The following is a 14,888-nucleotide window of genomic DNA, read 5'->3' on the forward strand; positions in this document are numbered from 1 at the left end:
TAAGTATCCCGGTATTAGTATCACAGTCATGGTGAGAGTGCCCCTGACCCCCGAGGAGCGGCAGCGGGGGGAGCGGTTCGGCGCCCTGCTCCGGCAGGCGCGTGGCGAACGCAGCATGATCGAGGTCGCCGCGGCGGCCGGGCTGTCGGCGGAGACGCTGCGCAAGATCGAGACCGGCCGCGCGCCGACCCCGGCCTTCTTCACGGTCGCCGCGCTCGCCGCCGCGCTGGGCCTGTCCCTGGACGAACTCGCCACCGCCTGTGCGGAAGGCCCGAACGCCGCGGCGGAGTTTCGCCGGGCCGGCTGAATCTTTCACCGGCCCGCGGCCGCGTCGCCCGGCCGCCTGCGACCGTCTCGGGCGGCGTTCGCCCAGGTGGACCGGCCCGGCGGCGCGCTGGGCGGCCGGTGGGACGAGAGCGCCAGGCCGCGGTTCCTGTACAGGCCGCGGAGAAGAAACGACGCTGGGAGCACCGCCGGTGATCGCCGGATGGTCCTGCGTCTTCCTCGTGGAGGTGTCGATGCGACTCGCCCCCGCCCGCCTGCGTCGTGCGGCCGTTCTCGCGGCCGTCGTGGCCACGGCGTCCGCCGCGGCCGGGCTCGCCGGTCCGGGTGCGGCCGTCGCCGCTCAGGGAACAATCTCCAGTTCCTCGTGGAGCCCGTCGCCGACCCCCACCGTCACCCCCACGCCGGGCGTCATCGTCTCGCCGTCGCACATCGCCGTGCCCGAGGGCGGCTCGGCCGTCATCCACGTACGGCTCAGCGGCCGGCCGTCGTACGGCTGGGTGACCGTCGACAGCGAGCGGCTGTCCGGTGACTCCGATCTGCTGATCGGCCCCCGGCTGCTCTTCCCCGCGGACACGTGGAGCACCTGGCAGACGCTCCTCGTCTTCGCGGAGGAGGACGCCGACTCGTCGAACGGCACCGCCACGTTCCTGTCCAAGATCAGTCAGCTGCCCGGCACCGGGACCGCCGTCTGGAGCGCCACGGAGCTGGACAACGACGGCCCCACGCCGTCCCCGGCGCCGTCGCCCGCGCCGAGCTGAGCCCGGAGCAGGGCGGCGACCAGGGCCGCCGTGGCGGGCGGGTCGGGCGGCTCGCCGTACGTGGCGGCGTGGACCCGGCGGGCCGGGCCCGGCAGCTCGGAGGTCAGCACGTCCGGATGACGATGGGCCGACAGCGCCAACCGGGGGAGGACCGCCACGCCCAGCCCGGCGGCGACCATCGCCTGCACGGCCACGTAGTCGTCCGTCGTGAACGAGACGCGCGGCTCGAAGCCCGCCTCGCCGCACAGCGCGAGCAGATGGGCGCGGCACCGCTCGCAGCCTGCGATCCAGGGGGCGTCGGCGTACGCCGCCAGGTCCGCGCCCAGTTCGCTTCCCGTGGCGGCCCCTGAAGAGACAAGGCCGGGAGTGACGAGCAGGCTCGGATCGTCGAGCAGGTGGACCAGCCGGACGCCGTCGTCCTCGGGGCCGGTCCCGCCGTACCGGAAGACGACGGCCACGTCGACCTCGCCCGCCCGCAGCAGGCGCAGCGCCTCGGGCGGCTCGGCCTCCATCAGGCGGAGGTCCAGCCCGGGATGCTCCCTGGCGAGCCGCTGGGCGGCGGCGGGGACGAACGTGCCCAGGGCCGAGGGGAAGGCGGCCAGCCGTACGCGCCCGGCCCGCAGCCCGACGTGCGCGGACAGCTCGGCGGACGCCGCGTCGAGGCGGCCGAGGATCTCGGCGCCGCGTTCGGCGAGCAGGCGGCCCGCCTCCGTCAGCCGGACGCCGCGCCCCACCCGCTGCACCAGCTTGGCGCCGGTCTCCGCCTCCAGCCGGGCGAGGTGGTGGCTCACCGACGACTGCGAGTAATGCAGCTCGTGGGCCGCCGCCGTCACCGTGCCCGCCCGGGCCAGCGCGACGAGGACACGCAGTCGTACGACGTCGATCGTCATCTGTCGGCCATGTCTGTCGGTCTCCTCGAACGCCTTCCGACGGGGTTGCCGGAAAGGTACGCCAGCAGGCGCCCGCATGACGAGCTGAGACTGTCGAGGATCACCCTGCCCTTCTCGGCGGACGCCGCGGAGGGTCGGCCGATCACCCCTTGCGGCGCGTAGGGCTCGATCCCGCGTAGGTGCAGCCCGGACCGCCACTCCTCGGTCTCCCAGTCGGCGGCCTCGTAGCCGGGGCGCACGAGATGAGGCGCGACGTGCAGAAGGAGCGAGACCTCGAACTCCCCGGCGTGCATGTCGGTCCTCCCCACCTCCGCCTGCAGTGCGGCCGCACGGCCGGCGGCCTCCAGGTCCGGGCCGGTCGGGAAGAGCACGACACGAGGGGCGTCCGCGTTCAGTTCCTGGGCGAGATTCGAGAGAACGTGATTCCCGCCGTGCCCGTTCACGATGACGAGTCCCGTCCATCCGTCCCGGTCCAGCGATTTCCAGATGTCCGAGACCACGGAGTGCAGGGTCGTCGCCTGGAGACTGAGCGTCCCCGGGAAAGCGGAGTGTTCGTGCGAGCACGAGATGGTGACGGGAGGGAGAGGAAACAGGTCGTAGTCCAGGCAGATCCGGTCGGCGATCGCCTGGGCGATCACGGTGTCGGTCGACAGGGGCAGGCACGGCCCGTGCTGTTCGAAGCTGCCGACCGGCAGGACGGCGACGCGGCTCCTGTCACGGCGCGCGTCCCCGGACGTCACGGCCGGAAGCGGGTGACGCGCGATTGTCACGAGGTCTCCGCCGTGCCGCCGAACGTGCCCCTGAAACTGTACGAATATCCCCGTGCCATCTTCGCGCTGACCTCCCCCGCGGCCTCATGGGAGAGCGGCCGATCGATTTCGGTGTACAGCGACACCTCGATTCCGGCCCGCGTCAGGGCCGAGCCCTTCTCCGGATTCCCGGACATCAGGCGGACTCGCCCGACGCCGAGGTGGAGCAGGACCCGGGCGGCCAGATCGTAGCGCCGGGCGTCCTCCTGGGCGCCCACCGCGAGGTTCCGCTGATAGGTGTCGCCGTCCTGCAGCAGGCTCCGTACCTTGTCGAAAAGGCCGATGCCCCGGCCTTCCTGACGCAGGTAGAAGATCATTCCATGCCCGTGCGCGACGATGTCCCGCCTCGCGGCGTCCAGTTGCCCGCCGCAGTCGCACCGGTCGCCCGAGAAGACATCCCCGAAAAGGCATTCCGAATGAATCCGGAAAGGCAGGTCGCCGGGCGGGAGGGCGGGCAGCATTCCTTTCGGCGGTGGCGGGGCCTCCGTGTAGAGCAGCAGAAGGTGATCGGTTCCGGTGTGCCCCTGGTCCGGATCATAGTCGCGTACGCAGGCCGCATACCAGGTGCGGTCCGCGATACGGAGAGCAATTGCATTCGAAATTCGAACGGGCGGGGGGTCCGGGTGTTCGCGACTGTCCGCCGGCCGCTCCATGTCCTGCAGATACCTGTTCATCCGCGGCATGTTAGGTGTGTCCTGCCAGGTCGTCAACGGCTCGCTTATCGGCCGGCGGCCGTTTCCCGCAGAAATATCCGCAGAATCTCCTGCTGAAATACCTGCAGAATCCAATTGGCGAGGCCTGCGTATTGGGAATGGGGGCGGCCTGTGCTAGCTTCCGTGCGGAACCCGATTTCCAGGCTCGTGGACGGTTCGTTTCAGCAAGTGCCTGCCCGTGACCGCTGTGCATTCTTTGGGAGCATCGTGCCGCTCCGGATCCATGACCTGAAGACCGACGCCCGCACCCTGCCGCTGGGCCTCGGCACCCCTGCCCCGGAGTTCTCCTGGCGGCTGAGCGCCGCTCGGGCGGATGTCCGGCAGACCGGCTACCTGATCCAGGTCGCCACCCGCGACGGATTCGACGACGGGGTGCTCTGGGACTCCGGCCGGATCGCCGATGACCGGCCGTTCGGCGCGGTCTACGCGGGGCCCGCGCTGGAGTCGGGCCGCCGCTACTTCTGGCGGGTGCGGGTGACCGACGACTCGGGCGCCCGCGGCGCGTGGAGTGAGCCGGCCTGGTTCGAGACGGCCATGCTGGATCCGTCCGGGTGGCGAGCCGGTTGGATCAGCGGCCCACCGGCTCCGCGTGGCGACGACGCCGTGCTTTACCTGCGAGGAAGGGCGGAACTGCCCGCGGAGGTGGTGAGGGGCCGGGCGTACGTGAGCGCGCTGGGCTGGTATCGCTTCTTCGTCAACGGCCAGGACGTCACGGGTGACGCCCTCGTGCCCCGCTGGACACCGCTCGACCACATCGTCGAATACCAGACGTACGACGTCACCGCGCACTTCCGGGCCGGCACCAACATCGTGGCGATGGCCGTCGGGGACGGGCGTTACCGCGGTCATCTGGGTGTCGCCGAGCGCCGCGCGGTCTACGGCGACCAACTGGCCGGCTTCGCGCAGATCGAGCTGGAACTGGCGGACGGCAGCAGCGTGGTCGTCGTCACCGACCGGAGCTGGCACGCCGGACCGGGGCGCATCCTGGGTTCGGATCCGAAATCGGGCGAGCGCGTCGACCTGCGCGTCCCCGATGCCGACTGGCTGACGGGCGAGCGGCCGCCGGTGCGGATGGGGCCGGCCCGGGTGCTCCCCACGGCGGCGCGCGGGCTGGTGGCCGAGGAGGTCGAGCGGGTCCGGCTGATCGACCGGCTCCCTCCCCGGCGGATCTGGCGCTCTCCCTCGGGCCGGCAACTGGTGGACTTCGGCCAGAACCTCGCCGGTGTCGCCCGCGTCCGGCTGGCCGGGCCCTCCGGCGTCCGGGTGCGGCTGACGTACAGCGAACTGCTCGCTCCCGACGGCGAACTCGACACCGGCTACGTGGTGCTCTACGGCACCGTCAGGGAGCAGCGCGACGAGGTGACGCTCGGCGGCGGGCGGAGCTGGTACCAGCCGTGGTTCACCACCCGGGGCTTCCGCTACCTGGAGATCGACGGCCTGGACCACGACGTGGCGCCGGACGACGTCGAAGCCCTCGTGCTGTCCACGGCGGTGCCCCAGACCGGCGTCTTCCACGCCTCGGACGAACGCCTGAACCGGCTCCACCGCAACGTCCTGTGGAGCGTGCGCGCCAACTTCGCCGACACCGCCACCGACTGCCCCACGCGGGAGCGATCCGGATACACCGGCGACGCCCAGGTGTTCGCCCCCACCGCCGCCACCCTGGTCGACGCGCACGCCTACCTGCGCCGTTACCTGCGCAACCTCGCACTGGAGCAGTTCGAGGACGGGCGGATCCCGCCGATGATCCCCAGCGAGACGTCCGTCTTCAGCGGTGGCCCTCCCGCCTTCGCCCGGGTCGTCCGCGGGTCCGTCGGCTGGGGCGACGCGAGCGTCCTGCTCCCCTGGACCCTCTATCGCTACTACGGCGACGAGCGCGTCCTCGAACGCCAGTACGGCTCCATGCGCCGCTGGATCGGCCACCTGGAACGCACCGCCCGCACCAGGGCGGGCTGGGCGCGCTGGTTCGGCAGGCGGGTGGGGCGCCACGAGAGGTTCGTTCTCGATTCGGGTGTCCACCTGGGAGAGTGGTTCAGGCCGAAGCACAGGACGGCCACTCAGCTCCGCCGCCTCCTGTTCGACCGCCCGGTCGTGGCCACGGCCTACTTCGCCCACTCCACGCGGCTGATGGCGCGGATCGCCGAGGTGCTGGGCCACGACACCGACGCCGCGCACTACGCCGAGCTGTCGCGGCGGGTGCGCACGGCCTGGCAGGCCGCCTTCGTCCGTCCCGACGGCCGCGTCGGCGCCGACGGGCAGGACGACTACGTCCGCGCCCTGGCGTTCGACCTGCTGGAGGAGGAGCGGCGCCCGGCCGCCTTCGCCCGTCTGGTGGAGCTCGTCCAGCGGGCCGGGGCGCATCCCGGCACCGGCCTCCTCAGCACGTCCATGCTGCTTCCCGTGCTCGCCGACGGCGGCCGCCCCGACCTGGCCTACGCCCTGCTCCTGCAGGACACGCCCCCCTCGTGGCTGGCACAGGTCGAACGCGGCGCGACCACCGTGTGGGAGACCTGGGAGGGATACGACAGGCACGGCAGGGGCACCCTGTCCCACAATCACTACGCCCACGGCGCGGTGGCGGGTTTCCTCACCGAACACATCGCAGGCCTGACACCCGACGAGCCCGGATACCGCGTCATCGGCGTCCGCCCGCTGGCCGGAGGCGGCCTCACCCATGCTTCCGCGACGGTGGAGACGCCGTACGGCGCCGCGTCCAGTTCCTGGCGGCGGGACGGCGGGACGGTCACGCTGGAGGTCACGATTCCCGCGGGCGCGACCGCCCGGGTGCGCCTGGGGGACGGCCGCCGCGAGCGGACCGGCTCCGGCACGCACTCCTTCACCTGGCAGGACGAGCAGCCGGCAGCGCCCGCCGTGACGGCGGGCCGCCGGTGAACCGGCCGTCCTCCGCTCCGGGCGCGAGTACCACGGACGTCGTCGTCGTGGGCGCCGGCCCGACGGGACTGACGCTCGCCATCGACCTGGTCCGCCGCGGTGTGGCCGTCCGGGTCCTGGACAAGAGGCCGGAGGGCTTCTCCGTCGGCACCCGCGGCAACGGACTGCAGCCACGCACCCTGGAGGTCTTCGACGACCTCGGCGTCATCGGCCCGATCCTGGAGACCGCCGGGGCGCATCCGCCCCTTCTCGTGTACGTCGGCAGGGTGCCGGTGTTCAGGAAGCACGCGCACAAGCCCGTGGCCCCGTCTCCCGCCGTGCCGTACCCGTCGGTCGTCATCCAGCCGCAGTGGCGTACGGAGCGGATCCTGCGCGACCGGCTGACCGAGCTCGGCGGGAAGGTGGACTACGGGACCGAGGTGACGGCGCTCACCCAGAACGCCGGCGAGGTCACCGCCGTCACGGGCTCCGGCGAGACGATCCGGTCCCGTTATCTCGTGGGCGCGGACGGCGGACGCAGCGTCGTCAGGAAGACGCTGCGCATCGGCTTCGCCGGGGAGACGCGCGAGGACACCCGCCTCGTACTGGGCGACGTCGAGGTCGGCGGGCTGCGCCGCGACGCCTGGCAGGTCTGGGTCAACCCGATCAGGAAGCAGGTGAGGGCCAGCGTGTGGCCGGTGCCCCATTCGGCCTGCTTCCGGTTCAGCGCGCCGATCACCCGGGACGAGACGCCGGATCTGACGCTCGCGGGGTTCCAGCGCCTGCTCAGAGAGCGGACCGGCCGCCGTGGTCTCACCGTCACCGGGCTCGCCGCCCCCTCGGTGTACCGGGTGGCCATCAGGCTCGCCGAGCGCTATCGCTCCGGTCGCGTGTTCATCGCCGGAGACGCCGCGCACGTGCACTCCCCGGCGGGCAGCCAGGGGCTGAACACCAGCGTGCAGGACGCCTACAACCTGGGCTGGAAGCTGGCCCGCGTACTGTCCGGAGCTCCCGAGTCGCTCCTCGGCACCTACGAGGCGGAACGGCGGCCGGTCGCGCGCCGGGCCCTCGGGCTGAGCACGGAACTGCTGGACGGCAGGAAGATCGAGCACGACGAGCGGACGAGCCAGCTGGACCTGTCCTACCGCGGCGGTCCGCTGGCGGCGGGCGCGCGGGGCGGTGACCGCGCTCCGGACGCGGCATGCGCGACCGCAGACGGCCGGCGGATCCGCCTCTTCGACGTGTTCCGCGGCCCTCAGCCCACCCTGCTGTGCCTGGGCGCCGGACCCGTACCCGGAGGAGTGCCCGCCTACCGGATCGGCCGGGACCTCCTCGACGAGGGCGGGCACATCCGCGCCGCCTACGGCGAGACCGGGTACGTCCTGGTGCGGCCCGACGGGTACATCGGGATCGACACGTCGTCCGTCGCCGAGCTCACCGGCTACCTCGCCGGGATCTGAACCCATCGATCCCGTCGATGGAATCATCGCGGAACATGAGTTGGACCTGACATCGGGCCGTGGGCCACGCTGGTACGCATGACAGGCATTCGCGACATTTTGGACGCCAGGCGGCTCATCGCCCACCAACTCCCCGAGACGCCCATGTGGTCCTATCCGGTGCTCAACGCGGCGGTCGGCGCGGAGGTGTACGTCAAGCACGAGAACGTGCAGCCCACGGGAGCGTTCAAGGTGCGCGGCGGCATCACGCTGCTGGCCCGGATGGCCGACCGCGGTCGCGGGGTCGTCACGTACTCCACCGGCAACCACGCCCAGTCGATCGCGTACGCGTCCCGCCTGTACGGCGTGCCCTGCGCGGTGCTGATGCCGGACAACCCGAACCCGGCCAAGGTGGCGGCGGTCGAGGCGCTCGGAGCGACCGTCGAGGTCCGGGGCGCGACGATGGTGGAGACCGCCGGGCACGCCCGCGATCTCGCCGAGCGCACCGGGCGCAGGCTGATCGGCCCGGCCGACGAGCCGGACATCATCGCCGGGGTCGGCACGCTCTACGCCGAGATGTTCGCCGCCCGGCCGGACCTGGACGCGGTGTTCGTGCCCGTGGGCAGCGGCACCGGAGCCGCGGCGGCGTGCCTGGCCGCGGCCGCGCTCGCGCCCGGCTGCCGGGTGATCGCCGTCCAGTCGGCGCAGGCCCCCGCCGCGCACGACTCGTGGCGGCTGAACGCCCTGGTGAACCGGCCGGTCAAGACCGTCGTGGAGGGCCTTGCCACGGGCTCGGCGTTCGCGACGCCCCAGGCCGTGATGCGGGACCGGCTGGACGATTTCGTCCTGGTCGGCGACGACGAGATCCTGCGGGCCCAGCGGATGCTGCTCGGCGAGGCCCACACGCTCGCCGAGGGAGCGGGAGCGGCCGCCCTGGCCGGGCTGCTGGCCCGGCGTGAGGAGTTCGCCGGGCGGCGGGTCGCCGTCGTCTGCACGGGCGGCAACGCGGGCCCGAAGGAACTCGCCCGCCTCCTCGCCGCCCTCTGAGCCGCCCTTCGCGCCGCCCTCTGAGCCGCCCTTCGCGCCGCCCTTTGAGCCTTCGTCAGGGGCCGAGGTCGCGGCGGGTCGCCTCCTCGACCTCGTGCAGGCTCTGCCGGGTGAGTTCGAGCTCGGTCGTCAGGTCGTGCAGCGCCTGGCCGCCGCCGTCCGCGCCGCCGGAGGTCGCGGTCATGGCGGAGATCTCGACGGCCCGCGCGACCAGGCCCTCCAGGCTGATGGCGCCGGACTCCAGCCGGGCCAGCACCCGCTCCCGCGCGCCCGACAGCCGGCCGTACACCTCACGCTGCGCGTCCAGCGCGGCGATCGACCGGTCGAGCTCGCCCGCGACCTCCTGACGTGCCGTACGGCGGGCCTGCGTGAGCCGGGCGCGTTCCTGGTCGAGGAAACGGGGGTCGAAACGGGCGAGGGCGGACCCGGTGACGGAGGCGTGCCCGGCCAGCCGCCGCAACGTGCCGACCGTGTCGTCCACCTGCGGGCGCATGTCCGCGATCCGGTCGAGCAGGATCTGCCCGCGCATCGAGCCGGCCAGGTCGGCGAACGACCCGGCGGCGCGCTCGGCCCGCCGCAGCCAGGCCTCCTCCACGCTGCCGCGTGCGACCGGCGGCTCCTGCGGTTCGGGGCGGCTCTCGTCTCCCGTGGACTGCCACGCGGAGGCGAAGGCCTTGGTGAGCCACACCGCCACGCCGGCGACGGCCGCCCCCGCCGGATGGACGTCGACCGCCCAGGCCGCGCCGGCGGCCGTGGCGCCCAGGAGCAGCGCCCAGGGGTCGCGCAGTTCCTCGGTGAAGCGGGACAAGGGGGCTCCCGGTCAGAAGTCGGAGATCGTCAGAAGTTGGAGATGACGGCGGTGAACACCTGGTCGATGCTCACGGGCTTGCGGGAATCGTAGGCCGCCGCGTCGGTGCTCTGCGAGATGCGCCGCAGCACGTCGAGGTCGGCGTCGCCGCCGTACGCGATGGTGAACATGCGCACCGTGTCCTGGCCGGTCTCCTGACGCAGCTGCGGCAGCAGGTCGTCGAGGGAGATCGAGTTATTGTCCTCGTTCTTGCCGTCGGTCAGGAACACGACCGCGTTGATGGCGTCGCCGCTCTGGTGCCGCAGCACCTCCTGGTACGACGCGAGGGCGGTGTCGTACAGGCCCGTGCCGCCGCTGGGGATCAGACCCTGGATGCGGCTCTTGAGGCGCGACTGGTTGTTCCTGCCCATGGGGACGAGCTCGCGGTAGTCCTTCTCGCCGTCCTGCTTGAGGGAGAACATCCACAGGCCGACGCGGTCGTTCGGGCCGAACTGGGGCAGCGCGTTGACCGCGGCCTGCTTCGCGAGGTCGAGCTTGGTCTTGCCGGTGCCGGAGACGTCGGCGCCCATCGAGCCGGAGACGTCCATCACCATCAGCACGTTGGCGGGCTTGCGCAGCTCCGCCCAGCTTCGCAGCATCCGGTCGAGCACCTGCGGGGTCGGAGTGCTCAGCGTGGTCGCCGGCTGCTTGGGGTCGAGGCCGTCGGCGGCCGTGATGTGGCCGGTCGGCTTGCCGTCGAACGACCGGAACGCGTACTTCGCGAACTCCTTCTGCTGGTCGGACGCCTTCAGGTACTTCAGGAAGTCGGCCGCCGCGGCCTTCTTCGCCGCGTCCGCCCAGGACAGCACGGCGTACGGATGGTCGGAGAAGAGCGTGCCCTCCTTGGGATAGATCGCCACCAGCGGGACCTTCGGCTTCGCGTGGTCGCCGAGCGTCTTCGGGTCGCCGGTCGGGTTGCCCTGGTTGTAGTCCCACACCGACTTCTCCTCCACGGTCACCGCGGAGATGTAGGACATGGCCGTTCCCGCGTCGTCGGCGCGCTGGAGGTTCGTCAGGAAGGTCAGCGTGGTGTCGCCGTAGTGCACGATGGACCGCTCGACGCCCTTGACGAAGTCGCGGGCCTTCGCCCCGGTGACGTCCCGCTCCGTGAGGTCGCCCGACAGCCCGGTGGCGGCGAAGTAGGCCCCGACGGTCGCGTTGAGGCCCGAGGTGGAGAAGTTCGGGTTCGTCTTGCCGAGGCGGAACCGGCCCCACTCGGGATGGTCGTACTTCGCCCAGCCCTTCGGGTCGTCGGCGAGATCGAGGACGTCCGACCAGCCGATCTTCTTCGACGGCCAGCCGAGCGCCTGCGCCATCGGCTTGGGCATCGCGATGACCAGCGGCGACTTGGCGATCGTGGGGTTGTCGGCGGAGGCCGGCGACTGCCGGTCGCCGCCCTCGACGCGGTGCCGCAGGAGGGCGACCCACCCGGCGGACGCGGGCGCCCACACGTCCGGCTTCGGCCCGTCCTGCCGCGCGTTCCAGCCGCGCGCCAGCGCCTGCATCGCGTCACCGGACGCCTTGGAGCTCACCACGACATCCACGCACCGGCCGTCCACCTCGTGGCCGCTGTAGCTTTTGGCCATCGTGCGGAGCAGTTCGGCCTTGTCGCTGGAGGCGGAGACGGTCAGGGTGATCCCGTCGTCCCCGCAGGCGCGTCCGGCCGAGTCGCCGCCCGCGTCGCCGCGGAAGGCTTTCCCGACGTCGGGCATCCCGCCGAACACCGTCTTCAGGCCGACGATGAGCGCTCCCGCCACGATGACCGCGACGATGAACGGGGCCACGCTGCGGCGGCGCTTCTGCTGCGGTGGGGGATACACGGATCTCCTTCATGTCAACGGGATACCGGTACTAATCCCGACGAACGGCGGATCACCTTAGTTGCCGATCATCTCGCCCCGCTAACACCGCGGTCATGTTCCCGTACGCGGCCGGGCGCGGCTTCGCGTCTCGAACCTGCAACTTTCAGGTGCGCGCTCCGGCCGATGAGGCCCCCTGTCAGGCAGTTCGCGGGATGCGGCCGCGCTGTCGAAGCGCTTCGTTGACCCGTCCCGTCCTCGTGGTTACGTTCACGCCACCACCACCCGTATGTAAACCGCATCCATGTAGCCGAACGAGGTCGCCGCCTGGGATCCGCGCGCCTCCTCTCGGCGCTGCCTGCTCGAACGCCGGTCGGCTGGACCGGTGTCCTCATCATCCTTGGGTCGAAAGGGGACAGGAAGATGTCCGTACGCAGACATCACGCGGCGTTGCTTGGAGCGGTCACCGCGGTGGCCGCGGCCGCCGCCGGGCTCCTCGGGGTGACCTCCTCGGCGGCGAACGCCGCCTCGGGCTGCCGGGTCGACTACAAGGTCGCCTCGCAGTGGGACGGCGGGTTCGTCGCGGACATCGCGATCACCAACCTCGGCGACCCGCTGTCCAACTGGACCCTCGGCTGGTCTTTCGGGGCCGGCCAGACGGTGAGCAGCGGCTGGGGCGCCACATACGCGCAGAGCGGCGCCGGTGTCACCGCGACGAACCTCTCCTACAACGGGTCGATCGGCACCGGTGGCAGCACCTCGATCGGCTTCCAGGGGACGTCGGGCTCGTCCAACCCCGTGCCCACCGCGTTCACCCTCAACGGAGTGTCCTGCACCGGCGGGGTCACCGGATCGCCGTCCGGCCAGCCCTCCCCGTCGCGTACCCCGTCACCCAGTCCATCGCCCAGTCCGTCGCCCAGTCCGTCGCCAAGCCCGTCCCAGACCCCGGGCGGCAACGGCGGCGGCCTGGTCGGCTGGGCCACTCAGAACGGCGGAACCACCGGCGGCGGGAACGCGGGCACGGTCACGGTCAGCAGCGCCTCGGCCCTGACGAGCGCGATCCAGGGGACCACCGCCTCCGTGGTCCGGGTGTCCGGCACGATCTCGTGCTCGGGCATGCTCAGGGTGGGGTCGAACAAGACGATCGTCGGCGCCTCCGGGGCCACGATCGTCGGCTGCGGCCTGAACGTGTCGGAGGCCAAGAACGTGATCATCCGGAACCTGATCTTCCGGGACTGGAGCGACGACGCGATCAACGTGCAGTACTCGACCAACGTGTGGATCGACCACAACACGCTGTCACACGGCTACGACGGCGCCATCGACGTCAAGCGGGCCAGCGACTTTGTGACCGTGTCGTGGAACCGCCTCTTCAACCACGACAAGACGATGCTGCTCGGTCACAGCGACGACAACGGCGCGGAGGACCGCGGGCACCTTCGGGTGACCTACCACCACAACTGGTTCGACGGGACCACCCAGCGGCATCCGCGCGTGCGTTTCGGCAACCCGGTGCATGTCTTCAACAACTACTACAACCGCAACAGCGGGTACGGCGTCGCCTCCACCGAGGGGGCGGGTGTGCTGGTCGAGGGCAACTACTTCGAGAACGTGCAGGATCCCTACCACCGCGGTGAGGGGTCGTCGGCCCCGGGCAACCTCGTGGCGCGCAACAACTACCTGGTCGGCTCGGGAAGCGGGGACGCCGGCGGCAGCGTGGCCTCCATCCCCTACTCCTACTCCCTCGACACCCCGTCGAGCGTCAAGTCCGTCGTCACGGCCGGCGCCGGCGCGCGCTGAGCCCTCCCGCACACCGGCCGCCGTCGTGTCCACGACGGCGGCCGGTGGTCGTTGCGGGAGCGCGCCCGCCGCTAGCGTCACACGTGTGTTTCATGAAACTTTCACCGCGATGGCCGCGGCACTTCGGCTCTCACCTGGTCAGACCCGCGGGCGGCCGGAGCGGGCGGTGAGATGCCCGGTGCGGTGCATTGACCCGTACCCGCGTGCTCCGTAACTTGAAGTCAGTTCCGATTCATGAATGTCGTTCACACTCATGAATTCCTCGTGGGACCAGGATTCATCCCCTCGGTCAGGGGTCCTGCACGACACGCAAGGAGCTCGGCCTTGAGAAGGAGCACCAGAAACGCAGCCGGGATGGCCGGCGCCGTCACCGGGATCGTCGCCCTGGTCAGCGGCGTCTTCACCGGCGTCTCCAACGCCGCACCCACCACCGGCGCCTACCGCATCGTCAACGGCGCCAGCGGCCTGTGCCTCACCGTCCCCGGCGACAGCGGCTCCGACGGCGTACAACTCACCGTCTCCGCCTGCACCGGCACGACCAACCAGACCTGGACCCTGTCCGCCCAAGGCAGCGGCGTCCGCCTCACCGCCGGCAACAGCGGCAAATGCGCCGGCGTCACCGGCGCCTCCACCTCCGCCGGCAAAGCCGTCCAACAGGAAACCTGCACCGGCGCCACCTCCCAAACCTGGGAACTCACCGCCTCCGGATCCACCTACCGCATCATCAACGCCAACAGCGACAAATGCCTCAACACCGCCGACAACTCCACCACCTCCGGCGCCCTCGTCCAGCAGAACTCCTGCGACTCGGTCGCCACCAAACAATGGACCCTCCAGCCCACCGGCTCCACCCCGAGCGGGACCCCCACCAGCACCCCGACCTCCACCCCCACGGGGACCCCCACGAGCAACCCGACGCCGCCGTCCGGCTGGCCGAGCGCGAACGGATCGCAGGCGGTCACCAGCACGATCAGCGTCTCCGGCACGATGGACGGCAACCTGAGGCGCTACTACGCGAGTGGCGCCATGGGTGACGGCGGGCAGAGCGAGAGCCAGAAGCCCATCTTCGAGCTGGCCAACGGCGCGACGCTCAAGAACGTGATCATCGGTTCTCCCGGCGCCGACGGCGTCCACTGCCTGGGCAGCTGCACCCTGCAGAACGTCTGGTGGGAGGACGTCGGCGAGGACGCCGCGACCCTGCTGGGCAGCTCGTCGTCGCAGGTCATGACCATCGACGGCGGTGGGGCGAGGAGCGCATCCGACAAGGTGTTCCAGCACAACGGGCCGGGCACCATGGTCATCAGGAACTTCCAGGTGGACAACTTCGGCAAGCTCTACCGCGCCTGCGGCAACTGCACGAACTCCTACCAGCGGCACGTGCAGATGTCGAACATCGTGGCGACCTACCCCGGCAAGGCGCTCGCGGGCATCAACACCAACTGGGGCGACACCGCGCGCTTCTCGAACATCACGATCAAGAACGACCCGAACCACAAGATGATCGTCTGCCTGAAGTACAAGGGCGTGCCCAAGGGCAGCGAGCCCACGGAGATCGGCAGCGGCGCCGACGGGACGAACTGCCTCTACAGCGCCTCAGACATCCACTACCAGTAGGACGTTCCGGCACATG

12 protein-coding genes are annotated in these 14,888 nt (G+C 71.2%); 7 read left to right on the forward strand and 5 right to left on the reverse strand.

The annotated features are described in order from the left end of the window. Positions 1 to 28: 28 nt before the first annotated feature. A complete protein-coding gene (locus tag HHX40_RS07200; protein ID WP_182879871.1) occupies positions 29 to 307 on the forward strand; it encodes a helix-turn-helix domain-containing protein in 279 nt (92 codons plus the stop codon). A gap of 169 nt (positions 308 to 476) precedes the next feature. Beyond that, positions 477 to 1,043 carry a hypothetical protein gene (locus tag HHX40_RS07205; protein ID WP_182879872.1) on the forward strand — a complete coding sequence of 189 codons (567 nt, stop codon included), beginning with the start codon at positions 477 to 479 and terminating at the stop codon, positions 1,041 to 1,043. Here the strand turns inward: HHX40_RS07205 and HHX40_RS07210 are convergent. Genes HHX40_RS07210 through HHX40_RS07220 form a run of 3 tightly spaced genes read right to left on the reverse strand, consistent with a single transcriptional unit; the run spans position 947 to position 3,425 of the window. Further along, positions 947 to 1,933 (reverse strand): LysR family transcriptional regulator, encoded by a 987-nt coding sequence (locus HHX40_RS07210; protein WP_182879873.1) that lies wholly within the window; start codon positions 1,931 to 1,933, stop codon positions 947 to 949. The two genes, HHX40_RS07205 and HHX40_RS07210, sit on opposite strands and share 97 nt — an antisense overlap. After that, positions 1,930 to 2,703 (reverse strand): creatininase family protein, encoded by a 774-nt coding sequence (locus HHX40_RS07215; protein WP_310737978.1) that lies wholly within the window; start codon positions 2,701 to 2,703, stop codon positions 1,930 to 1,932. The genes HHX40_RS07210 and HHX40_RS07215 overlap by 4 nt, the downstream gene beginning before the upstream one ends. After that, the gene (locus tag HHX40_RS07220) at positions 2,700 to 3,425 is read right to left on the reverse strand and encodes a GTP cyclohydrolase (protein WP_182879874.1); all 726 of its coding nucleotides are present in this window, start codon (positions 3,423 to 3,425) and stop codon (positions 2,700 to 2,702) included. Before HHX40_RS07220 ends, HHX40_RS07215 begins: the two co-directional genes overlap by 4 nt. Positions 3,426 to 3,662: 237 nt before the next feature. On the opposite strand from HHX40_RS07220, the gene HHX40_RS07225 reads away from it, so the two are divergent. The 3 genes from HHX40_RS07225 (at position 3,663) to HHX40_RS07235 (ending at position 8,812) form a co-directional block, all read left to right on the forward strand. Next, positions 3,663 to 6,347, forward strand: coding sequence for an alpha-L-rhamnosidase (locus HHX40_RS07225; RefSeq protein WP_182879875.1), 2,685 nt, complete (start codon positions 3,663 to 3,665; stop codon positions 6,345 to 6,347). Then, positions 6,344 to 7,786, forward strand: coding sequence for an FAD-dependent monooxygenase (locus HHX40_RS07230; RefSeq protein WP_182879876.1), 1,443 nt, complete (start codon positions 6,344 to 6,346; stop codon positions 7,784 to 7,786). The genes HHX40_RS07225 and HHX40_RS07230 overlap by 4 nt, the downstream gene beginning before the upstream one ends. A gap of 78 nt (positions 7,787 to 7,864) precedes the next feature. Beyond that, positions 7,865 to 8,812 (forward strand): threonine ammonia-lyase, encoded by a 948-nt coding sequence (locus tag HHX40_RS07235; RefSeq protein ID WP_182879877.1) that lies wholly within the window; start codon positions 7,865 to 7,867, stop codon positions 8,810 to 8,812. A gap of 55 nt (positions 8,813 to 8,867) precedes the next feature. Here HHX40_RS07235 and HHX40_RS07240 read toward each other — a convergent pair whose 3' ends face one another. Both HHX40_RS07240 and HHX40_RS07245 read right to left on the reverse strand, forming a co-directional pair. Continuing rightward, positions 8,868 to 9,620 carry a hypothetical protein gene (locus HHX40_RS07240; protein ID WP_182879878.1) on the reverse strand — a complete coding sequence of 251 codons (753 nt, stop codon included), beginning with the start codon at positions 9,618 to 9,620 and terminating at the stop codon, positions 8,868 to 8,870. A gap of 29 nt (positions 9,621 to 9,649) precedes the next feature. Further along, positions 9,650 to 11,479, reverse strand: coding sequence for a substrate-binding and VWA domain-containing protein (locus tag HHX40_RS07245; RefSeq protein ID WP_182879879.1), 1,830 nt, complete (start codon positions 11,477 to 11,479; stop codon positions 9,650 to 9,652). Positions 11,480 to 11,881: 402 nt separating this feature from the next. On the opposite strand from HHX40_RS07245, the gene HHX40_RS07250 reads away from it, so the two are divergent. After that, the gene (locus HHX40_RS07250; RefSeq protein ID WP_182879880.1) at positions 11,882 to 13,258 is read left to right on the forward strand and encodes a cellulose binding domain-containing protein; all 1,377 of its coding nucleotides are present in this window, start codon (positions 11,882 to 11,884) and stop codon (positions 13,256 to 13,258) included. 324 nt (positions 13,259 to 13,582) lie between these two features. Further along, positions 13,583 to 14,872: a pectate lyase gene (locus HHX40_RS07255; protein WP_259403306.1), complete on the forward strand. Its 1,290-nt coding sequence runs from the start codon at positions 13,583 to 13,585 to the stop codon at positions 14,870 to 14,872. The last annotated feature ends 16 nt before the right edge of the window (positions 14,873 to 14,888 follow it).

It is taken from the genome of Microbispora sp. H10949 (assembly GCF_014161435.1).
Taxonomy (GTDB): Bacteria; Actinomycetota; Actinomycetes; order Streptosporangiales; family Streptosporangiaceae; genus Microbispora; species Microbispora triticiradicis.

Excerpts from the sequence above, each read along its gene's own strand:
- HHX40_RS07200 (WP_182879871.1), top strand. The coding sequence starts at position 29 with ATGGTGAGAGTGCCCCTGACCCCCGAGGAGCGGCAGCGGGGGGAGCGG.
- HHX40_RS07210 (WP_182879873.1), bottom strand. The coding sequence starts at position 1,933 with ATGACGATCGACGTCGTACGACTGCGTGTCCTCGTCGCGCTGGCCCGG.
- HHX40_RS07220 (WP_182879874.1), bottom strand. The coding sequence starts at position 3,425 with ATGCCGCGGATGAACAGGTATCTGCAGGACATGGAGCGGCCGGCGGAC.
- HHX40_RS07235 (WP_182879877.1), top strand. The coding sequence starts at position 7,865 with ATGACAGGCATTCGCGACATTTTGGACGCCAGGCGGCTCATCGCCCAC.
- HHX40_RS07250 (WP_182879880.1), top strand. The coding sequence starts at position 11,882 with ATGTCCGTACGCAGACATCACGCGGCGTTGCTTGGAGCGGTCACCGCG.